The sequence below is a fragment of the Neomegalonema perideroedes DSM 15528 genome, from assembly GCF_000374145.1.
Classification (GTDB): Bacteria; Pseudomonadota; Alphaproteobacteria; order Rhodobacterales; family Rhodobacteraceae; genus Neomegalonema; species Neomegalonema perideroedes.
Genome location: NZ_KB893653.1, coordinates 212955 through 233607, shown reverse-complemented (window position 1 = coordinate 233607; position 20653 = coordinate 212955). Strand labels below are relative to the sequence as shown.

The 20653-nt window shown below is 68.0% G+C and carries 18 protein-coding genes and 1 tRNA gene; 6 read left to right on the top strand and 13 right to left on the bottom strand.

Features of this window, described 5'->3' with window-relative positions; all coding sequences use genetic code 11:
* Window positions 1-40: 40 nt before the first annotated feature.
* The 4 genes from B161_RS0101065 to def all read right to left on the bottom strand — a co-directional run bounded on the left by B161_RS0101065 (window position 41) and on the right by def (window position 5025).
* Entirely contained in the window at window positions 41-2323 is a 2283-nt protein-coding gene (locus B161_RS0101065; protein ID WP_018631492.1) for a LysM peptidoglycan-binding domain-containing protein, read from the bottom strand.
* Between the two features lie 37 nt (window positions 2324-2360).
* On the bottom strand, window positions 2361-3035 hold the full coding sequence (locus tag B161_RS0101060) for a protein-L-isoaspartate(D-aspartate) O-methyltransferase (protein ID WP_018631491.1): 675 nt from the start codon (window positions 3033-3035) through the stop codon (window positions 2361-2363).
* A gap of 201 nt (window positions 3036-3236) precedes the next feature.
* Window positions 3237-4433 (bottom strand): Mrp/NBP35 family ATP-binding protein, encoded by a 1197-nt coding sequence (locus B161_RS0101055; protein ID WP_018631490.1) that lies wholly within the window; start codon window positions 4431-4433, stop codon window positions 3237-3239.
* 40 nt (window positions 4434-4473) lie between these two features.
* Window positions 4474-5025 carry a peptide deformylase gene (def, locus tag B161_RS0101050; RefSeq protein ID WP_040789009.1) on the bottom strand — a complete coding sequence of 184 codons (552 nt, stop codon included), beginning with the start codon at window positions 5023-5025 and terminating at the stop codon, window positions 4474-4476.
* 143 nt (window positions 5026-5168) lie between these two features.
* On the opposite strand from def, the gene B161_RS0101045 reads away from it, so the two are divergent.
* Window positions 5169-5705: an invasion associated locus B family protein gene (locus tag B161_RS0101045; protein ID WP_018631488.1), complete on the top strand. Its 537-nt coding sequence runs from the start codon at window positions 5169-5171 to the stop codon at window positions 5703-5705.
* Here B161_RS0101045 and B161_RS0101040 read toward each other — a convergent pair.
* The 8 genes from B161_RS0101040 to B161_RS0101000 all read right to left on the bottom strand — a co-directional run bounded on the left by B161_RS0101040 (window position 5702) and on the right by B161_RS0101000 (window position 12697).
* Window positions 5702-6217, bottom strand: coding sequence for a hypothetical protein (locus B161_RS0101040; RefSeq protein WP_018631487.1), 516 nt, complete (start codon window positions 6215-6217; stop codon window positions 5702-5704). The two genes, B161_RS0101045 and B161_RS0101040, sit on opposite strands and share 4 nt — an antisense overlap.
* Before the next feature lie 63 nt (window positions 6218-6280).
* On the bottom strand, window positions 6281-6688 hold the full coding sequence (mutT, locus tag B161_RS0101035) for an 8-oxo-dGTP diphosphatase MutT (RefSeq protein WP_018631486.1): 408 nt from the start codon (window positions 6686-6688) through the stop codon (window positions 6281-6283).
* A complete protein-coding gene (locus B161_RS0101030; protein ID WP_169338259.1) occupies window positions 6685-7896 on the bottom strand; it encodes an MFS transporter in 1212 nt (403 codons plus the stop codon). Before B161_RS0101030 ends, mutT begins: the two co-directional genes overlap by 4 nt.
* A gap of 174 nt (window positions 7897-8070) precedes the next feature.
* The gene (locus tag B161_RS0101025) at window positions 8071-9258 is read right to left on the bottom strand and encodes a phosphoglycerate kinase (RefSeq protein WP_026310106.1); all 1188 of its coding nucleotides are present in this window, start codon (window positions 9256-9258) and stop codon (window positions 8071-8073) included.
* 35 nt (window positions 9259-9293) lie between these two features.
* Window positions 9294-10352, bottom strand: coding sequence for a MaoC family dehydratase (locus B161_RS0101020; RefSeq protein WP_018631483.1), 1059 nt, complete (start codon window positions 10350-10352; stop codon window positions 9294-9296).
* 120 nt (window positions 10353-10472) lie between these two features.
* Window positions 10473-12137 carry a replicative DNA helicase gene (locus B161_RS0101015; RefSeq protein WP_018631482.1) on the bottom strand — a complete coding sequence of 555 codons (1665 nt, stop codon included), beginning with the start codon at window positions 12135-12137 and terminating at the stop codon, window positions 10473-10475.
* Window positions 12138-12409: 272 nt separating this feature from the next.
* Complete coding sequence (gene ykgO / locus B161_RS0101005; protein ID WP_026310104.1) at window positions 12410-12535, bottom strand: type B 50S ribosomal protein L36; 126 nt, start codon at window positions 12533-12535, stop codon at window positions 12410-12412.
* Window positions 12536-12622: 87 nt separating this feature from the next.
* Window positions 12623-12697: transfer RNA gene (locus B161_RS0101000), tRNA-Val, on the bottom strand.
* Window positions 12698-12940: 243 nt separating this feature from the next.
* Between B161_RS0101000 and aroA the strand changes: the two genes are divergently transcribed.
* Entirely contained in the window at window positions 12941-14290 is a 1350-nt protein-coding gene (gene aroA, locus B161_RS0100995) for a 3-phosphoshikimate 1-carboxyvinyltransferase (protein ID WP_018631480.1), read from the top strand.
* A gap of 107 nt (window positions 14291-14397) precedes the next feature.
* Here aroA and B161_RS0100990 read toward each other — a convergent pair whose 3' ends face one another.
* On the bottom strand, window positions 14398-14616 hold the full coding sequence (locus B161_RS0100990; protein WP_018631479.1) for a hypothetical protein: 219 nt from the start codon (window positions 14614-14616) through the stop codon (window positions 14398-14400).
* Between the two features lie 128 nt (window positions 14617-14744).
* On the opposite strand from B161_RS0100990, the gene B161_RS0100985 reads away from it, so the two are divergent.
* The 4 genes from B161_RS0100985 to B161_RS0100970 all read left to right on the top strand — a co-directional run bounded on the left by B161_RS0100985 (window position 14745) and on the right by B161_RS0100970 (window position 20648).
* Window positions 14745-16169: an aminotransferase-like domain-containing protein gene (locus tag B161_RS0100985; protein WP_018631478.1), complete on the top strand. Its 1425-nt coding sequence runs from the start codon at window positions 14745-14747 to the stop codon at window positions 16167-16169.
* A gap of 102 nt (window positions 16170-16271) precedes the next feature.
* Window positions 16272-18143 carry an ABCB family ABC transporter ATP-binding protein/permease gene (locus tag B161_RS0100980; RefSeq protein ID WP_018631477.1) on the top strand — a complete coding sequence of 624 codons (1872 nt, stop codon included), beginning with the start codon at window positions 16272-16274 and terminating at the stop codon, window positions 18141-18143.
* On the top strand, window positions 18124-19944 hold the full coding sequence (locus B161_RS0100975) for an aminopeptidase P family protein (RefSeq protein WP_018631476.1): 1821 nt from the start codon (window positions 18124-18126) through the stop codon (window positions 19942-19944). The genes B161_RS0100980 and B161_RS0100975 overlap by 20 nt, the downstream gene beginning before the upstream one ends.
* A gap of 206 nt (window positions 19945-20150) precedes the next feature.
* The gene (locus tag B161_RS0100970) at window positions 20151-20648 is read left to right on the top strand and encodes a hypothetical protein (protein WP_018631475.1); all 498 of its coding nucleotides are present in this window, start codon (window positions 20151-20153) and stop codon (window positions 20646-20648) included.
* Window positions 20649-20653: the final 5 nt, after the last annotated feature.

Genomic DNA, 20653 nt, shown 5'->3' with positions numbered 1-20653 from the left:
CGAGGAGCGCGCCGGATGTTCTCGGGGATCCTGCGCAGGATCAGCCGCGCATGCGGTCGGTGGGATCCACCGGCAGATTATTGCGGCGCAGCTCGAAGACCAGAGCCGCGTCGGGACGCGCCGCCAGAACGCCGAGCAGATCGCCCGGATTCACGCGCTGTCCGACCTTCAGCCCGACCTCGGCGAGGCCGACATGGATCGAAGTCCAGCCGCCGCCATGATCCAGCACCACCATCACGCCCTGAGGCCCGTTCTCGACATGGATCGCCTCGCCCGCCGCCGCGGCGCGGACAGGCGCGCCCGGAGCGCCCTTCACCTCGACCGAGGTGACGCCATAGGCGTCGCGCTTGGCCTTCAGCGGGCCGCGCAGAGGCCAGACGAAATCCGGAGAGGCCGCGCGCGGGCCGAGCCCGGCGGCGACGGAGGCCGGAACCGGCCTGGTCGTCGAACCGGTCTCGATCCGCCCATGGGCGGGAAGAGCCTGCGGCCCTTGGGCGAAGGTCTCATAGACCGGCACCATGGGGCCGATGCCGCCGCGCGGAATATAGAGCGGCTGGCCGGGATGGATCACCGCGTTCAGCGTCAGGCCGTTGGCCGAGGCGAGATCCTGAACCGAAACCCCATGAACCCGGGCGATGCCGTAAAGCGTGTCGCCCGAAGAGACCAGATAGGCCGGGCCGGAGGAGGCCGGAACCATGGCGCCCGCCCGCAGCGAAGCGGCGTCGGTCCAGAGGCCGGGCTGGCTCTGCGGCAAGCGGACGATCTCGCGGACATAGCGCTGATTGCGCTGATCGGCGTAGATCGGCGTGCCCGGCTCGAAGACGGGCGCGGAGAACTGGGCGGGCTGAGGCGCGTAGCCGTAATCCAGCACGCGGGCCGAGGCCACGCCGGTCGGCGTGGGCGTGGAGGGATAGATCCCCGCGCCGCTCACCGGATAGGGCCGCGGATAGGGCCGCGACAGATTCGACGGCGGTTCGTAAGAAGGCGTGAAGCTGGTCGGCGGCTGATAATTCGGCGCGTCGTAGAGCGGGGCCGGCGCAGGGCCCACGCCGAGGCTCAGGCCGCCGCGATAATCGCCGAGGCTCTCGCCGAGCCGGGTCGGATAGGCCGGGACGTTGGCGAAGGCGTAAGGCGTTTCGACCGCATAGCCCGGCTGGGCGGGCGCATAGCCCGGGGAAGAGGGCGCGCTCTGGGCGATCTGGGCGCCGCCGACGCGCAGATCGGCGTCGGTCACGCGGAAGAGCACGTCGCCGCGCGCATAGGTCGAGACATAGGCGTTCGGCGCCACGCCGAGGCCGGAATAGCTCGGGGCGGAGAGCGGCGCGTAGCTGGGCGCGTAGCTCGGATAGCTCGTCGTCGTCTGGGGCGCCGGAGCATAGGCGTAGGCGTAAGGCGTCTCGTTGATCGTCGGAGCGTAGCCCTGACCCTGCGGCGGCCAGGGATCATGGATCGGCGGAGCCGAAGCGACGTAGCTCGGCGCAGGGGCGGAATAAACCGGCGCAGGCGCGGCGAGGGCGTAGCTCGGCGCCGGAGTCGGGGGATAATAGATCTGGCTCGGCGCGTAGCTCTGGGCCGTGGAGACATGGTCCTGAGGATCGTAGATCGGGGCCATGCTCGCCGAAGCGACGTAATTCGAGCTCGGGCCGTAGACCGGCGCCGCCGGAAGGCGGCCGTCGTAGAGCGTCACGCCGCCGAGGCCCGCCGTCGCGCCGTAAGCGTAGTTATAGTTCGGCCCGGGGGCCGGGTCGTAGACCGGCGCGGGCGCGGCGGCGTAGGTCGTCTGGGGCGCGTAGCTCACGCTCGGATCGGCGTAGACCGTCGAGGTCGGAATCGAGGGCTGCACATAGCTGGCCGCGCCCGAATAGCCCGAAACCGCATAGCTCGGCGCCGCGTAAGCCGGCTCCGCGTAGACGGGGGCGGCGTAGCCCGGCGCCGGGACGTAAGAAGAGACGGTCGTGGTCTGCTGGACCACCGGCAGGCTCTGGACGCCGCCGTAAGCCACCTCGGAGAGATAGCTCGTGGCCGGACCATAGACCGGGGCCGCCGTCAGGCGCTGGTCGTAGAAGGGCGCGACGCCCGATCCGACGCCGCCCGCGTAGGTCACGCCCGCAGATTGTCCGAGCCAGGCGGTCGAGACCGGAGTCGCCGGGGCGGGGCTCGGCCAGCCGAGCGTCTGGCCCTGGGCCGGAGAGGCGTATTGAATGGGCGCCTGGGCTCCGGTCTGGACGCAGGCCGAGAGGACCATCGCCATGGCGGTGGCGCCCGCCAGGGGGGCCAGGCGAGGCGCGCCGCGTCCGGGGCGCTGCGGAACGATGGACGTCATGGGCATCCTCATGTGGGGTCACGCGCGGGGGAGCGCTTCAGAGCCTGTCCGCTTCCTCGGCTCGCACCACCCCGCCGAGCAGCGGGACGAACCGGACAAGTTTCAGCTCCGTATAATGGTAGCCGAATTCTGACTTCTCAACCTTAATCAATTCTTGCATTCCGCTGGTTTGTCCTACGGGCAACACCATAACGCCGCCGATACGCAGCTGACTCAAAAGGGCCGGCGGCGGGTCTTCGGCGGCGGCGGCCACCAGAATGCGGTCGAAGGGCGCCTGCTCGGGCCAGCCTAAAGCGCCGTCGGCGTGGCGCAGCGAGACGTTGCCGATCCCCAAAGCCGCGAATCGATCCTCCGCAAGCCGCGCCAGATCCGCCCGCCGCTCCACCGCGTAGACTCGCCGCGCCAGCCGCGCCAAAACGGCGGTCTGATAGCCCGAGCCCGCCCCCACTTCGAGGATTTTGCACCGGCGCGTCGGCGCGAGGGCCGTGGTCATCAGCGCCACGACGGAGGGCGCGCTGATGGTCTGGCCGCCGGGGATGGGCAGCGGGGAATCCTCCCAGGCGCGGGCGGCGAAGAGGGGGTCCACGAAGATCTCGCGCGGGACGGCCTCCATGGCGGCGCGGGCGGGAGCGTCCAGCACGCCCTCGCGGACGAGCTCGTCCAGCAGGGCGTCGCGCATCCGCGTCGGAGAGGGGGTCGGGGCGGCCGTCATGAGGGGCGGGTCTCCGGACTGCGGCGAAGAAGCCCCGTCAGGTTAGAGCCTCTGAGGCTTCGGCGCCTCAGCTTTCGCGGCTTCGCCGAGGCTTATCCGCAAAGGGAAGCGCGCAGGACACAGGAACGTGATGAGAAAAGAGGCGCCCGGAGCCTCTCCCCCTCGCCGCCCCTTCCCGCGCCCTCCGCCCGCATCGGGCCTTCACCTGAGATTCGCCTCGGCGTGGAGGCGGCTCATCAGATCGCGGGCGACGGCGCGGAAGCGCTTCGCCTGCGCGCCTTCGGGATCGGTCGCGGCGAGCGGCGTCCCGGCGTCCGAGGCCATGCGCAGCTCCAGATCCAGCGGAATGGCCCCGAGGAAGGGAACCTTCAGACGCTCGGCCTCGCGCTTGGCCCCGCCGAGGCCGAAAATCGCCGTCTCGGTCCCGCAATTGGGACAGCAGAAGCTCGCCATGTTCTCGACGATCCCGAGAATCGGCGTGTTCAGCTTATGAAACATGTCGATGGCCTTGCGGGCGTCGAGCAAAGCCAGATCCTGCGGCGTGGAGACGATCACCGCCCCGGTCACGTCGGCCTTTTGCGAGAGGGTCAGCTGAACGTCGCCGGTGCCGGGCGGCAGGTCGACGATCAAAGCGTCCAGCTCGCCCCAGGCCACTTGCCGCAGCATCTGCTGGAGCGCGGTCATGAGCATCGGTCCGCGCCAGACCACCGATTGATCCGCCCCGAGCAGAAAGCCCATGGACATCACCTTGATCCCATGCGCCTGCAAAGGCTGGATCATCTTGCCGTCGGTTTCGGGCCTTCCGCGCAGCCCGAGCAGATGCGGCTGCGAAGGCCCGTAGATGTCGGCGTCGAGCATCCCCACGCGCCAGCCTTCCTTGGCCAGCGCCAGAGCCAGATTGACGGAGACCGTGGATTTCCCCACCCCGCCCTTGCCCGAGCCCACCGCAATGATCCGCGCCACGCCGGGAATCGGGCCTTCGGAGACCGGAGCGGGGACCAGAGGCTTCGCGCCGGGACCGGCGCGGCCGTCGGGGGTTTGAGAGGGGCCGCGCAGATTGGGCGGGCCGGCGCTCGGCGTTCCTGAGACGCGCTTGGGCTCGCCATGGGCATGGGAATGGCCCGCATGGCCATGGCCATGGGCGTGCGCCCGATTCGGCGCCGGAGCCGAAGGCGAAGCGGCGTGGGCGGTCAGCACCGCGCGGGCGCTGGCCACGCCCGGCGTCGCCTTCAGAGCCTCTTCGGCGCGGCGGCGGTAAGGCTCGTATTCGGCGGCGCGGGCCGGATCGATCTCGATGGTGAGGATGGCCGCTCCGGCGGGAGTCAGGCTGATCTTGCCGCCCGGCCCATCCAAGGCGGCGACGGCCGCCTCAAGGCGGCGCTTCAGGTCTTCGGTCATAAGGCGGCTCCGCGGGGAGAGGGTTGGGGCGGGCGGGGCTTCAGGCGACGCCGGCTTCGCGCTCTTCCTGTTCGCGGGCGCGGACGCGCTTGAGCTTCTTCATGCGGTCGGTGATGAGCTTGCGTTTCAGCGGCCCCACGTAGTCGATGAAGAGCTTGCCGTCGAGATGGTCGATCTCATGCTGCACGCAGGTGGCCCAAAGCCCATCGAATTCGGCTTCTTGAGGCGCGCCCCGCTCGTCGAGCCAGCGGGCCCGCACGCGGGCGGGTCGGGTCACATCGACATATTCCTCGGGAACCGAGAGGCAGCCCTCTTCATGGACGTTCAGCTCTTCGGAGGACCAGAGGATCTCCGGATTGACCATCTTGACCGGCGCGGGCGGCGCGTCCTTCTCGACGCAATCCATCACGATCACGCGTTTCAGCACGCCCAGCTGCGGCGCCGCCAACCCGACGCCGGGAGCGTCGTACATGGTCGCGAGCATGCTCTCCAGCAAAGCGCGGATGGAATCGTCCACCTCCGCCACGGGCTCGCATTTGGCGCGCAGACGGCGGTCGGGATGGATCAGGATAGGGAGGATCTGAGCGGTCATATCCGGCAATTTGCGCGGGCGCGGCGGGAAAATCAAGGGTCGCCCGACCCGCCTTTCCCTTTCGCCTCAGGGCCGCCCATTTTCCTGCTTAAGCTCGGGGGCCGGGCGCCTTCTTCCCGCGCCTTTCCCTGCGGAGATTCTTCATGCGCCGCTTATCCGCCGCCCTCTTCGCTCTCGCTTCCGCCCTGACTCTCTCTCCTGCGGCTCAGGCTCAGGAGGCCGGGCCGCAGTCCTTCGGCGACTGGACGGGGCTTTGCGTCTCGGGCCATTGCAGCCTCAGCGCCTTCTCCGATCCGCAAGGCCCCGTCGCCTTCCGGCCGCAGGGCCCGCAGCCCGCCTATCGCCTGAGCCTGCTGCGCCGGGCCGGGTCTCCTTGGGACGAGATCGTCTTCACCCCCGTCGGGGGATCGGTCCAGCCCGGCTCGCTGATCGGGCTCCGCATCGACGCCGCCTCCATCGCGCGGCTCGACGCGGCGGACGGCTGGAATCCGGTCGGGGACGGGGCGCCCAACGAAATCCTCTTCGCGCCGAGCATCTCCCAAGCCGATCTTCTGCCCCGCATGCGGCAGGGCCGCGCGCTGATCGTGGATTTCACCGGCGACGACGGAAGGGCGCGTCAGGCGCGGTTTTCGCTGAACGGCCTCGGCGCGGGCGAGGCTTGGCTCGCGGCGCCGCGTTAGGCGGCGGAGGCCAGAAGCTTGAGGATGCGGCCGCGCCAAAGCTCCGCCTCGGCTTTGTCGCGGAAGCCGTCGATCTCGGTCGAACGTCCTTCCGCCAAAGGCAGGCGCAGAAAAAAGCTCGGCCCGTCGTCGTGATGGCGAACGGCGAGCTCAGGCGCGCCGATCCCGGAGAGCGGGAAACGCTCGCGCTTGCGGATCACGGGGCCGCGCAGAATCCTTTCGGCCTCGCCGGAGGCCGGATCCAACCGCAGCTCCGCGACGCTCGCCAGCCCGATCATGACGAAAAGCCCTCCGACCAGCGGCGGCAGCAGCGTGAAGATGGTCAGCATCAGGAAGGCGAAGGGCGTCAGGGCGGCGAGGGAGGACCAGATCTCCCCCCGGTCGACCTGCATCCAGACCGGCCCCGGAATCATGATCGCCAGCGTCAGCCCCATAAGGACGAAGAGGCTCCTCAACCGCCATGAAGGCGCGGCCTCCCGATAGAGGATCGCCGCGCCGTCGTAATCGATCATGCGGGCCTCGGCGCGCCGGAGCTTCGGAGGGCTCCAGCTTGACGCCTCCAGATCAAGAGAGGCTTAAAGCAGATCGATCAGCGGCGCGATCAGCGGCAGATCCGCCGGAGGCATGGGATATTCCCGCATCTTATTGGGCTTCACCCAAGCCAGAGCCTGCCCCTCTTTGGACTGGACCTGTCCGCTCCAGCGGCGGCAGACGTAAAGCGGCATGAGGAGATGCTTGTCCTCATAGGCGTGGGAGGCGAAGGTCAAAGGCGCGAGGCAGGCGCTTTTGACGTCGATTCCCAATTCCTCGGCCAATTCGCGGATCAAGGCCTCTTCGGGGCGCTCGCCGGGCTCCAGCTTGCCGCCGGGAAACTCCCAGAGCCCCGCCAGAGCCTTGCCCTCGGGACGCCGGGCCAGCAGCACCCGGCCGTCCGCGTCCACGAGGGCGCAGGCGACCACCAGAAGAATCTTCGCTCCGCTCACGCCGTCTTTCCTTCCCGCAGGGGCGCGGCGCTCATCCGCCGCAGCCTCAGACAGACCAGAAGCCACAGCCCCGCCCCGACCGCGACCAACCAATAAGCCGATTTCAGGCCATAGGCCTCGCCCAAAGCGCCGAGCGTCAGACTCGCGGCCTGATAGCCCGCCGAACCGGCGAGGATCATGGCGCCCGTCGTGGCGTCCACCAGATCGGGCCGCCGCGCCGAGGCCATGAGCATGGTCAGCGGAAAAGAGGCGCCCGCCGCCAGACCAAGGCCGAAATTCGCAAGGAGGGCGACCGTCTGGCCCTGAGCCGCCATCAGCAGCAGCGCCGAAGCCGAGGCCAGAACCGCCGCCGCCGTCAACAAAGCCTCCGGCCGGAAGCGCCCGCCCGTGGTCGAGACGCCCAGCCGCGAGAGGAACATGCCCACCGTGAAGGCCGTATAGACCACCCGCCCCGCCGTGTCGCTCAGATCGAGCGCCTTCACCGCATGCAACGTCGAGAAAGCGGCGTGCGTGAGTTCGAGGATTCCCCCGCCCAAAGCCGAAGCGAGCAGCATCCAGCGCAGGCCCGGATCGCGCAGCACGTCGCCATAGGCGGAGAATCCGCCTTTGGACTCCAGCCGCACCCCCGCTTGCGAGAGGCTCGCCAGCCGGGTCCAGGCCCAGACTAGAAGCCCCGCCATGGCCAGCCCGCAGAGAACGTAGATCAGCCGCCAGGCCTCGGGATCGCGCCAGAGCAGCCCCGCCGCCACAAGCGGGCCTATGGCCGCGCCGAAGGTGTAGACCGCCTGAGCCCTCCCGAAGACCGCCGTGCGGCGCTCCGGCGCGGCGATCTTGGTCAAAAGCCCGTTGCAAAGCGTGATGCTGACCGAAAACAGCAAGGTCGTCAGAAAGACGCCGAGCAGATAGACCGGCCAGACCGGCGCCAGAACCATCAGCGCCACCGCGCCCAGACCCGCGGTCAGAAAACCAAGGATCACCCGCCGCAGCCGCAAGGCGCCGCCCAGCGCTCCGCCCCAGAGCGCCCCCAAGGCGCCGCCCCCCGCCAGACAAGCCGGAGCATAGGAGAGCCGCGCGTCGTCCAGAGCGAATTCGCGCAGCAGATTGGGCGAAATGGCGCCGAAGATCGTCGCGACGACGCCCCAGATCAGAAATAAAACCGAAATGAAGGTCAGATAGCGGCGCGCTTCCGCTTCGGAGAGATGGGCCATGATGCGAGGCCTGATGCGAGAAAGGCCCCGGAGGGCGGAGAGCCGCATGTCTCGCAGGAATCCGGCGCGCGTCAATGGGCCTGAGGCCGCAGCCCCGCGCGGCGCGCGGAGCGTCGCCGGAAGAGCGCGCCGTCGCGCCTCCGGAGCCTCTAAGCCTCCGGAGGCGCGCAAGATTCAGGCTTCGAGCGCCGCCACCCCCGGCAGAGTCTTGCCCTCCAGCCATTCGAGGAAGGCGCCGCCCGCCGTCGAGACGTAGGTGAAGCGCTCTCCGGCGCCGCTGGCGTTGAGCGCGGCCACGGTGTCGCCGCCGCCCGCCACCGCCAGAGCCCGGCCTGATTCGGCCAGATCCGCCGCCTTGAGCGCCGCCGCGTTGGTGGCGGCGTCGAAGGGAGTCAGCTCGAAGGCGCCCAAGGGGCCGTTCCAGACGATGGTCTTCGCCTTGTCGAAGGCTTCGGCGATCCGCGCCACGCTTTGCGGCCCGGCGTCGAGGATCATGCGGTCGGCGGGGACGGCCTCGGCGGAGACGACCACATGGTCGGCGTCGGGTTTGAACTCGGTCGCCGCCACCACGTCCACGGGGAGGAGGATGGTTTTCCCGGCGGCCTCGGCTTTGGCCATGATCGCGCGGGCGGTCTCCCGCATATCGGCCTCTTGGAGCGACTTGCCGACCTCATGGCCTTGCGCCGACAGAAAGGTGTTGGCCATGCCGCCGCCGATCACCACCACGTCCACCTTGTCGAGCAGATTGCCGATCAGGTCGAGCTTGCTCGAGACCTTGGCCCCGCCCACCACCGCCACCACCGGACGGGCCGGATGAGACAGCGCCTTGCCGAGGGCCTCCAGTTCGGCCTGCATGGCGCGTCCGGCCGCCGAGGGCAGAAGCCGCGCGAGGCCCTCCGTCGAGGCGTGGGCGCGATGGGCGGCGGAGAAGGCGTCGTTGACGTAGAGATCGCCGAGGGCCGCGAGGCGGCGGGCGAATTCCGGGTCGTTTGTCTCCTCCTCCTTATGGAAGCGGGTGTTTTCGAGCAGCACCACGTCGCCGGGCCTGGCGGCGCGGATGGCCGCTTCGGCGTCCGGCCCGACGCAATCGGCGCCGAAGACCACTTCCCGGCGCAGCGCCCGCGTCAGAGCCGGAGCGACGATCTTCAGCGACTGGCTTTCGTCGCGGCCCTTCGGGCGTCCGAAATGCGCGAGCAGGATCGGCGTTCCGCCCTTGTCGAGAATCTCCTCGATGGTGGGGAGGATCCGCTCGACGCGGGTGGCGTCGGTGACGCGGCCCTCTTCGACCGGCAGATTCAAATCCACCCGCACCAGAACCCTTTTCCCCTTCAGATCCAGATCGTCCAAACTCCGAAAGCCCATGATCTTCTCCCTGACGCTTTTGATTCTGTTGCGGTTCAGCGCGGCGTGAGCGCCCAATAATCGAAATCGAGGATCACGCCCTCTTCATATTTGCCTTCGGCGGTCTTGAGCGGAAAGCCTTCGGCGCTGCGGTTCTTGACCGCCGCCAACCGCAGACGCAAAGCCCCGATCCCCGGATTCGAGGTCTCGGCTTTATCCAGCACCTCGGACCATGCGTAGACCGTATCCCCCGCGAAGAGGGGCGCGACATGGGTTCCGCCGTTGATCGCGGCGATCTGAAAGGCGTTGGCGAGGCCGTTGAAGCTCAAGGCGCGGGCGAGGCTCAGCACATGGCCGCCGTAGATCAGGCGCTTGCCGAAGCGGCCTTTGGATTCGGTGTGCTGATTGAAATGCACTTTGGCGGTGTTCTGCCAGAGGCGCGTCGCGAGCATATGCTCCGCCTCCTCGACGGTGGCGCCGTCCACATGGTCGATCTTCTCGCCGACCTCATAATCTCCCCAGCGATGGGGCGCCCCCGCAAGGGCGAAGTCGTAGCCTTTGACGTCGAAGCCGTCGGGAACCACGAGATCCGCCGCCGCAATGGCCTTGGCGAGGCCCGGAACCACGGGCGCAGGCGCCGGATCGGCCTTAACGCGTTTGCGGACCATCACCCAGCGGACATATTCCAGCACCGTCGCGCCGCTCTGGTCGAAGCCCTTGGTGCGGACATAGACCACGCCCGTCTCGCCATTGGCGTTCTCCTTGAGGCCGATCACCTCGGATTCGGCGCGCAGGCTGTCGCCCGGCCGGATCGGCTTGAGGAAGCGCCCCTCGGCGTAGCCCAGATTGGCCACCGCGTTCAAAGAGACGTCGGGCACGGTCTTGCCGAAGACCGTATGAAAGACGATCAGATCGTCCAGCGGCGAAGAAGGCAGCCCGCAAGCCTGAGCGAAGGCGTCCGAAGACTGAAGCGCGAAACGCGAGGGATAAAGGGCGGTGTAGAGCGCCCGATCCCCCTCCGTGAGGCTGCGCGGCGTGGCGTGGACCAATTTGCGGCCCAGCGTGAAATCTTCGAAGAAATTCCCGGCGTCGGTCTTGGAGGCGGCGGACGGCATGAATCGAGGCTCCCCAGCAGGCTCGCGCGCCGCCCGGAGCGGCGGCGCAAGCCTCTGTTAAGGCTTGCGCGCGCGGGGGGGAAGTCGGCTCTTGGACGCAGGACGACCGGCTGACGCGCCTCAAGCCTCGTGGCGATAACCCTTGTCGGAATCGCGGACGAGATCGCCGAATTTGGTGAAGCGGCTGTCGAAGAAGAGCTGCGCCGCGCCGATGGGGCCATGGCGCTGCTTGCCGATGATGACTTCGGCGAGGTTATGCACCTTCTCCATCTCGGCCTGCCATCCGGCGTATTCGGGCGAATCCTCGCGGGGCTCCTTGCGGCCGACGTAATATTCCTCGCGATAGACGAACATCACCACGTCGGCGTCCTGCTCGATGGAGCCCGATTCGCGCAGATCCGAAAGCTGGGGCCGCTTGTCGTCGCGGTTCTCGACCTGACGCGAGAGCTGAGACAAGGCGATCACCGGGGCGTTCAGCTCCTTGGCCAGAGCCTTGAGCCCCTGAGTCACCTCGCTGACCTCCTGCACGCGGTTTTCATTGCCCCTTCCGCTTCCGGCGGGCCGCACGAGCTGGAGATAGTCCACCACCACCAGATCCAGCCCATGCTGACGCTTGAGCCGCCGCGCCCGCGCCGAAAGCGTCGCAATGGAGATGGCGGGGGTGTCGTCGATATGCAGCGGCAGACGCTGAAGCTCGCCGGAGGCGGTGAGGAAGCGCTCGAATTCGGCCTCGCTGAGCTCGCCCTTGCGGATCATCTCGGAGGGAATCTGCGCCTGCTCGGAGAGAATGCGCGTGGCGAGCTGCTCGGCGGACATCTCCAGCGAGAAGAAGCCGACCACGCCGCCGTCCACCGCGCCCGGCGTCCCGTCGGGCTTGGTCCCCAGCCGGTAGGCCTTGGCCACGTTGAAGGCGATGTTCGTCGCGAGCGCCGTCTTGCCCATGGAGGGGCGGCCCGCGAGAATCAGCAGATCGGAGGTGTGCAGCCCGCCCAGCTTCAGATCGAGATCCTTCAGACCGGTCGAAATGCCCGCCAGACCGCCCTCGCGCTGATAGGCGGCGTTGGCGACGTTCACCGCCTCGCTGAGCGCGGCGGCGAAGCTGCGGAAGCCGCCCTCCAGACGCCCGCGCTCGGCGAGGGCGTAAAGCTGGCGCTCGGCGTCGACGATCTGATCGGCGCCCGAGGATTCGTTGCGGAAGTCGCCCGCCTGATCCGCGAGATTCTCGCCGAGCCGCATCAGCTCGCGCCGGATGGCCAGATCATAGACGATCCGCCCGTAATCCTCGACGTTGAACACCGCCACGGCGCCCTCGGCGAGCTTATAGAGATAGCCGACGCCCCCAAGCTCCTGCAAAGCGGGCTCCTGCTCGAATCGGGCGCGCAGGGTGATGGGCGAAGCGATCTGGCCGCGCTGGATGCGGGTGCGGGCCGCGCGGTAGATCTCGGCGTGGAGGGGGTCGTAAAAATGCTCCGCCTCCAGAAAAGCGGTGACGCGGTCCATCGATTCGTTGTTCACGAGAATCGCGCCCAGGACGGCCTGCTCGGCCTCGACGTTATGCGGCAGGGCGCGGGCCGGGGGCGGATTGGGCGACGGATTCGGCGGAAGATCGGCGGATTGGTTCACGGCTTGCGTCCCCTCGGTCGGCCTGCGGCGGTTCGGCTCTGAATGATTCTGAAGCTGGGTCCGGTCGGGGGCGGATCCGCCCCATCCCTCTGTCGCTCGGCGCGCCTTCGCCCTCTGAAATTCCGGCGCCTTTCGCCCTGCGGGCGTCTCCGAGCCGCCCATTATAGGCGGGGCGCGCCCCGTCGAAAACGGCCAAAATTCCGCAAGATCAAGCACGTATAGAGAACGATTTTCCTTAGCGCTTGAGCGCGCGAAGAAACGCGCTTTGGAAATATATTCCTTGACGCTCCGCCCGCGCGCGGCCGTCGGCGGCGCGGCCGATTCCCGCTCCCGAAGCCTCGAAGGGGCGCGCGGAGAACGCGAAAACCCCGCCGCGCATCGCGCGACGGGGTTCGAATTCATCTGGAAGGAAGGTCAAGGGACCGGGCGAAGACTCAGCCCTGACGCGCCTTGAACTTCTTCTGGGTCTTGTTGATCACGACGATCCGGCCCTTGCGACGGACAAGCTGGCAGTCGCGGTGCCGGGCCTTGAGCGATCTCAGCGAATTCCGAACTTTCATTTTCTTCTCGCCTAGCTTCTGATCCGGCCGACGCGACGTCGCCTGAGGCGCCCTGAAGCGCGCCGACGGCGTCGGATGTTGAAAATATGGTGGGCGCGACAGGGATCGAACCTGTGACCACTGCGATGTCAACACAGTGCTCTACCGCTGAGCTACGCGCCCTAAACACGACCCGCCCCCGAAGCTTCCGAAGAAGCCCCTGCTGCGGATGGGCGGAGGCTATAACAGCGCCCGCCCCCGCTTGGCAAGGGTTTTCCGGCGTTTTTTCGCAAATCCGGGCGCCTCCCCCCGCCTCCGGAGCGCGGCGGGTTTGCGGAAGGCCGCCCGAATGAGCTATTCAAAGAGCCCGCGCGGGCGCTCCGCCCTCCTCCGCGGCGCCCCTTCCCGAAATTCAGGAGCTGCTCCATGTCCGGCCACGGCCCTCTTCAACCTGCGGTCTCGCGCGCCTCCGGCCCCCTCCGGGGCGAGGCGGCGGTCCCCGGCGATAAATCCGTTTCGCATCGGGCGCTGATTCTCGGGGCTCTGGCGGTCGGACGCACGGAGGTCTCCGGGCTTCTGGAGGGCGAGGACGTCTTGGGCACCGGCCGCGCCATGCGGGCCTTCGGCGCCAAGGTCGAGCGGCTCGGCCCCGGCGACTGGCGCGTGGAGGGCGTGGGCGTCGGCGGCTTCATGGAGCCCGAGGACGTGATCGACTGCGGCAACGCCGGAACCGGCGTGCGGCTGATCATGGGCGCGGCCGCCACCACAGACCTCTCCGCCACCTTCACCGGAGACGCCAGCCTGCGCCGTCGGCCCATGGGCCGGGTGCTGACGCCTCTGGCGCAGTTCGGCGCGACTCACGCCGGGCGCAGGGGCGGCAAGCTGCCGCTCACGCTGACCGGCGCGCAATCGCCCCTGCCGGTCTCCTACCTCCTGCCGATGGCTTCGGCTCAGGTGAAGTCGGCGGTGCTGCTGGCGGGGCTCAACGCCCCCGGCGAGACCTCCGTGATCGAGCCCGAGGCCACCCGCGACCACACCGAGCGCATGCTGCGAGGCTTCGGCGCCGAGGTCTCCGTGGAGGCGCGCCCCGAAGGCGGCAAGATCATCCGGCTTCAGGGCCGTCCCGAATTGCGGCCGCAGAAAGTGGCCGTGCCGCGCGATCCTTCCTCGGCGGCCTTTCCGCTCTGCGCGGCGCTGATCGTTCCGGGCTCCGAGGTGCTTTGTCCGCGGGTCGGGATCAATCCGACGCGGGCGGGGCTTTTCCTCACCCTTCAGGAGATGGGCGCGGATCTCGTCTTCGAGAACGAGACCGTCGAGGGCGGAGAGCCCGCCGCCGATCTGCGCGCCCGCTTCAGCGGGAATCTCAAGGGCATAGAGATTCCGCCCGAGCGCGCCCCCTCGATGATCGACGAATATCCGATTCTGGCGGTGGTCGCGGCCTTCGCGACGGGCGAGACCGTCATGCGCGGCGTCAAGGAGCTGCGCGCCAAGGAATCCGACCGCATCGCCGCCATGGAGGCCGGATTGCGCGCCTGCGGCGTGACGACCGAATCGGACGAGGACACGCTGATCGTCCATGGACGCGGCGCCGGGGACGTGGAGGGCGGCGGATTCGTGATCTGCCATCTGGACCACCGCATCGCCATGAGCCACCTCGTGCTCGGACTGGCCGCGCGCCGCCCGGTGACCATCGACGACTTCGGCGCCGTGGGCACCAGCTTCCCCGGCTTCGCGCCGATCATGGCGGCGCTCGGGGCGCAGATTGCCCTCGCCTGAGGGCGCGCGACGAAAAAGGCGCGGCGTCCGAAGACGTCGCGCCAGTTCGTCAGGAAAACTTGCAAACGAAGAAGAGGGCGGAGCCCTTGGGCCGACCTGCGGCGGGCTCAGCGCGAACGGCTCAGCTCGATCTCGCGGCGGGCGGCCTCGGCGTCGAGGCCGATGTCCTTCAGCAGATGCGGATCGTCGAGCATGCGCTCAAGCGCCAGCATCGACGGGTCGCGGGGTTTGAACAGCCCGCCGACCCAGCCGAAGATTCGGCCCAGCGCGCTTTCGGCGCGCGAAGCGGCGGAAGGAGAAAGCGTTTGCTGAAGGACGGCGGACATTGTATTCAACCCTTACCTAAATGTAATCTTTCAACCGCAAATCGTAACCACATGTTACATGTTGCGGCGCGGCTTGAAGGATACAATTCCAAAATCACAAGAACAATAGGAAAGTTGTGATAGATACAATGTGGACGCCTGAGCTTCTGGAGGGGCCCGCCCCGAAATTCCGCGCTCTGGCCGACGCCATAGGCCGCGCCATAGCTTCGGGAGGGCTGGCGCCGGGCGATCAATTGCCGCCGGTGCGCGATCTGGCCTGGCGGCTGAAGATCTCGCCGGGCGCGGTGGCGCGCGGATATAAATTAGCCATCGAGCGCGGGCAGCTCTCGGCCGGAGTCGGCCGCGGCACTTTCGTGCGCGCCTCGGACGCGCCGGAGGCCGCCGGCCCGCGTCCCGCCGGCCCCGATTCCGCGCCCCCCGCCCCGCCTCACGCCTCCTGGCTGGAGATGGCGAATAATTGCGTGCCCGAGGTGGGTCAGGACGCCGAGATCCGCAAGGCGATGATCAAGCTGGCCTCGGATCCGCGCTCCGCCCTGCGGCTGACGACTTATGGCGGCCGGGATTGGGATTTCGCCGAACGCGAGACCTACGCGCGCTGGATCTCGGAGGTCGCGGGGATGGAGGCGTCGCCCGACCGGCTGATCATCACCTCCGGGGCGCAGCAGGCCCTGCACATCGCCTTGCGCACCGCCGTTCCGACCCGCGACGGCGTGGTGCTGACGGGCGTCCTCAGCCATCCGGGATTCGTCGAGATGACGACGATGCTCGGGCTGCGGACGGAGCCGGTGGCCATGGACGACCAAGGCGTGATTCCCGCCGCCTTCGACGAGGCCTGTCGCCGCCATAGCCCCGACGCGATCATCCTCACGCCGACCTATCACAATCCCACGGCTTCGGTGCTGCCGGTGCGGCGGCGGGTCGAGATCTCGGCCATCGCTCAGGCGCGCGGCGTGGCGGTGATCGAGGACGACGTCTATGGCTGGCTTGAATCTTCGCATCCGCCGCATTTCGCGCAATTGTATCCGGAAGGATCCTATTACATCGCCGGAATCTCCAAATGCCTCGCGGCGGGGCTGAGGGTCGGCGGGCTCATCGCGCCCCAGCATAAGGCGGCGGCGGCGGCGCGTTGTCTGCGCGTGCTGAACTACCACACCTCGACGCCGATGACCGCCCTCCTCGCCGAAATGATCTCTTCGGGCGCCGCAGACCGGATCCTGCGCGCCGTGCGGGCGGAGGCGGCGGCCCGGGCCGTTCTGGCGCGCGAGACGCTCGGGCAATGGGGCCTGAGGGCGCCCGACGCCGCGAATTTCGCCTGGCTGCCGCTGGGCGCGAAATGGCGCAGCAACGACTTCGCCATGCGGGCGCTGAACGCGGGGGTGCGGGTGGCGGTGGACGAATCCTATTGTCTGCCGCGCCACGCCGCCCCCGACCACCTCAGAGGCGTGCGTCTGGCCTTCGGCCCGGCGCCCGACCGCGAGATTCTGGCGGAGGGGCTGGGGCGGCTGAAGTCGATCCTTCAGGAGGGTCCGGCGGCCTCGGCCATGATCTCCTGACCCCGCCCATCCTTGCGCGGCCCTGAAACTCCTTGGGGCTTGCGCGCGATAAGCTTAGAACCATTTCGCAAGAGCGAAAAGCGCAAGCGGAACGGAGATCCTATGCGACAAGCGGAAGGCGGAAGCCGTCTGCGGGCGGACGGCGAAGGCGATTGGCGCGTTTTGGCGGCGGTCGCCCCTTATGTCTGGCCCAAGGGAGAGCCTGAGGCGCGGCTGCGCGTGGTCGTGGCGATGGTCTTCCTGATTCTGGCGAAGGTCGCCACCATCTGGACGCCCTTCCTGTTCAAGGACGTGGTGGACGCCCTGACCCCGGCGGGCGTCTCGGACGGCGCGCGGGCGCTGATGGTCGCGCCGACGGCGCTGATCCTCTTCTACGCCGTGATGAGATTCATGCAGGTCGGGCTGGCTCAGGTGCGCGACGGCGTCTTCGCCAAGGTCGGCCAGAGGGCCTTGCGGCGTCTGGCCATCCAGAGCTTCACCCATCTGCATCAGCTCTCTTTGCGCTTTCATCTTCAGCGCAAGACCGGCGCGCTCTCGCGGATCATCGACCGCGGCGTGAAGGGCGTGGACTTCCTGCTGCGCTTCCTCGTGTTCAACCTCGCGCCTTTGGTGGTCGAGCTGATCGTGGTGGCGGCGATCTTCTGGCTGAAGTTCGATTTCTGGTATTTCCTCGTGGTGGCGGGGACGCTGGTCTCTTACGTCTGGTACACCTATAAGGCGACGGAATGGCGGCTCGGCATCCGCAAGCGGATGAACGACAAAGACCAAGAGGCCATGCAGAAGGCCGTCGACAGCCTTCTGAATTACGAGACGGTGAAATATTTCGCCGCAGAACGGCGCGAGGTCGAGCGCTACGACCAATCCATGCAGGGCTATGAACAGGCGGGCGTCGAGACCCAGACCTCTCTGGCCTGGCTGAACGCGGGCCAGGCCTTCATCATCTCGGCGGGCCTCGGCGCGGCGATGATCCTCGCGGGCTACGGCGTGGCGCAGGGGAATCTGACCGTCGGCGATTTCGTGATGGTCAACGCCTTCATGCTGCAAATCACCATGCCTTTGGGCTTTCTCGGGACGGTCTATCGCGAGATCCGCCAAGCCATGATCGACATGACCGAGCTCTTCGTCCTCATGGATCAGAACGTGGAGATCAAGGATTCGCCCAAGGCCGAGCCTCTGAAGCTGACCGAAGGCCGGGTGAATTTCGACGACGTGCGTTTCCGCTACGATCCCGACCGCGAGATCCTCAAAGGCGTGAGCTTCGAGATTCCGGGCGGCAAGACTCTGGCGGTGGTGGGGCCGACGGGCTCGGGGAAATCCACCCTCGCGCGGCTGCTCTATCGCTTTTACGAGGTGGAGTCGGGCGCCATCCGCATCGACGGCCAAGACCTGCGCGACGTGACGCAGGAGAGCCTGCGTCAGGCGGTGGGCGTGGTGCCGCAAGATACGGTGCTCTTCAACGACACCATCTTCTACAACATCGCCTATGGCCGCCCCGAGGCCTCCCGCGAGGAGGTGCTGGCCGCCGCCGAGGCCGCCCGCCTGCATGAGTTCATCGGCAGCCTCCCCAAAGGCTATGAGACCGAAGTGGGCGAGCGCGGTCTGAAGCTCTCGGGCGGCGAGAAGCAGCGCGTCTCCATCGCGCGGGCGATCCTCAAGAACCCCCCGGTGCTGATCCTCGACGAAGCGACCTCCGCCCTCGACACCCGCACCGAGAAGGCCATTCAGGAGAGCTTGCGGAGCCTCTCGCGGAACCGCACAGTGCTGGTGGTCGCCCATCGTCTCTCCACCGTGGTGGATGCGGATGAGATCATCGTGCTCGACGCGGGCGAGATCGTCGAGCGGGGGCCTCATGCGCGGCTTCTGGCCCAGAACGGGCGCTACGCCGCCATGTGGGCCAGCCAGAAGGCCGCGGCCGCCCCTCCGGCGGAGTCCGGGTCCAGCGAGGAGAGCGAAGTTGCCCCTTCAATCCTTTGAAACGCCGAGCCACGACCAAGGCGCGGCGCGGCTCGCGCTGCTGCGGGCGGAGCTGAAGCGCCGCAAGCTGGACGGCTTCCTCATCCCCCACGCCGACCGCTTCCAAAGCGAATACATCCCCGAAGCCGACGAGCGTCTGCTCTGGCTGACCGGCTTCAGCGGCTCAGCGGGCTTCGCCGTGGCGCTGAAGGACCGGGCGGCGGTCTTCGTGGACGGGCGTTATACGACTCAGGCCGCCGAACAGCTCGATTCCTCGGCTTACGAGACTCAAAGGATCGAACAGAGCAAGCCTTGGGACTGGGCCGCCGCAGCCGCGCCGCAAGGCGCGCGGATCGGCTATGACCCCTGGCTTCTGACGCCCGCCGAGCTCGCCAATTGGCGGGAGGCCTTCGAGGGAGGCGGGCGCGAATTGATCGCGCTGGAGTCCAATCCTCTGGACGCGGTGTGGAAGGATCGGCCCGCCGCTCCGGCCCATCCGCTGCGGATTCAGGCCACCGCCCTCGCCGGAGCCTCCGGCGCGCAGAAACGCGCCGCCGCCGCTGAAGAGCTCAAGCGCCGCAAGCTCGGCGCCATGCTGCTCTCGGCCTCGGATTCGGTGAATTGGCTGCTCAACCTCCGGGGCTCGGACGTGGCGCATAATCCGGTGGCTTTGGGCTATGCGCTGCTGGAGGCCGACGGGCGGGCGCGGCTCTTCGTCGATCCCTCCCGCGCCGACGCGAAGACCCGCCGTCATCTCGGCGACGCCGTGACTCTGGCGCCGGAATCGGCTCTGCCCGAGGCCCTCGCCGGGCTGAAAGGCGCGCGGGTCGGCGTCGCCCGCCAGACGGCCCCGGCCGCCCTCGCGGAGAAGCTCGCGGCGGCGGGCGCCGAAGTCGTCTGGAGCGAAGACCCCTGCGTCAAGCCCAAGGCCCGCAAGACCAAAGCCGAGATCGAAGGCGCCCGCGCCGCCCAGCTCCGCGACGGCGCCGCCCTGACGCGCTTCCTCGCTTGGTTCGATTCCGAAGCGCCCAAGGGCGGACTCACCGAAATCTCCGCCGCCGAAAAGCTGGAGGAGATCCGCCTTGAGACCGGCGCGCTCAAGGATCTGAGCTTCCCGAGCATCTCGGCCTATGGGCCGCACGCCGCCTTGCCGCATTACCGCGTCAGCCGCGAGAGCGATCTGAAGATTCTGCCCGGCAATCTCTATCTCATCGATTCCGGCGGGCAATATGAGGACGGCACCACCGACGTCACGCGCACCGTGGCGGTGGGCGAAGTCCCGGAGCCCATGGCCCGCGCCTTCACTCTGACGCTGAAAGGCGTGGTCGCGCTTTCGCGGGCGCGGTTTCCGGTCGGGACCACCGGCGCGCAGCTCGACACTCTGGCGCGTCTGGCGCTCTGGAAGGCGGGGCTGGACTTCGACCATGGCACGGGCCATGGCGTCGGGGCCTATCTCAACGTCCATGAAGGCCCCGCGCGCATCGCCAAGACCGGCGCCGTCGCGCTGGAGCCGGGCATGATCCTCTCCAATGAGCCGGGGTATTATAAAGCGGGCGAATTCGGCCTGAGGATCGAGAATCTGCTGCTCACGACTGCGCCCGAGATCCCCAAAGGCGGCGAGCGCCCCATGATGGGCTTCGAGACTCTGACCCTCGCGCCCATCGACCGCCGCCTGATCCTGACCAAGCTGCTGCGCAAGGGCGAAAGGGCGTGGATCGACGCCTATCACGCCCGCGTGCGGGAGGCTCTGGAGCCGCTGCTCGATCCGGGCCTGCGGCCTTGGCTCAAAAAGGCGACGGCGCCGCTGAAGGCCCGCGTCTGAAGCTCCGGCGGGCGGCGCGGGCTCTCCCGCTCCGTCGCCCGCGAAACTCGCCCTGACGGCGCGGCCTTAGGCTTTTCTTTTCATCTTTTTGCGCACATCCTTCCCTCCGACCGCGCCCCCCGTCGGAAAAGGATCAGGATCATGCGCCTCCGGACGTCGCGCCGCCTCCCTGCGTCGAAACCCCGAGCGGATAGGGAGATCTGATCATGGGTTTGCGCCTTCAGGCTTCTTTCTGGATCGCTTTGTCGGCGGGGCTCTGCGCCCTCGTGCTGCAGCTCTTCATCGAGGCGCCGCCGGTCGATTTCGCGGATTCCACGCATAAAACCCAATTATTCAGCCTGTTGTTGCTGGCGCTGATCAGCGGCTTCTTCGCAGGCTGGCTGCTCGGCCCGATCCTCGGACAGCCGGGCGCGGGCGGGCTTCTGCTCGGATTGATCGGCGCTTTTCTGGCGACCATTCTGACCGGCGCCGTCGCCGGGGGCGTCGTCGGCGCGGTCAGGGTCTTTCTGCGCGACGGCTTCGATCCGGTGGGCATGTTCGGCGAGGCCCTCGCGGAGGGCGGCATGACCAGCTTCGTCGTGACGCGGCTGCTCATCGGCTCTTTGCCGATGCTGTGTCTGTGGTTCGTGCTGTTTCTCGGGGTGCATCTGCTGATGTATCGGGCGCGGCGGATTCTGGTGTCTCAGCAGGAATGGAAGCTCTGAGCGCC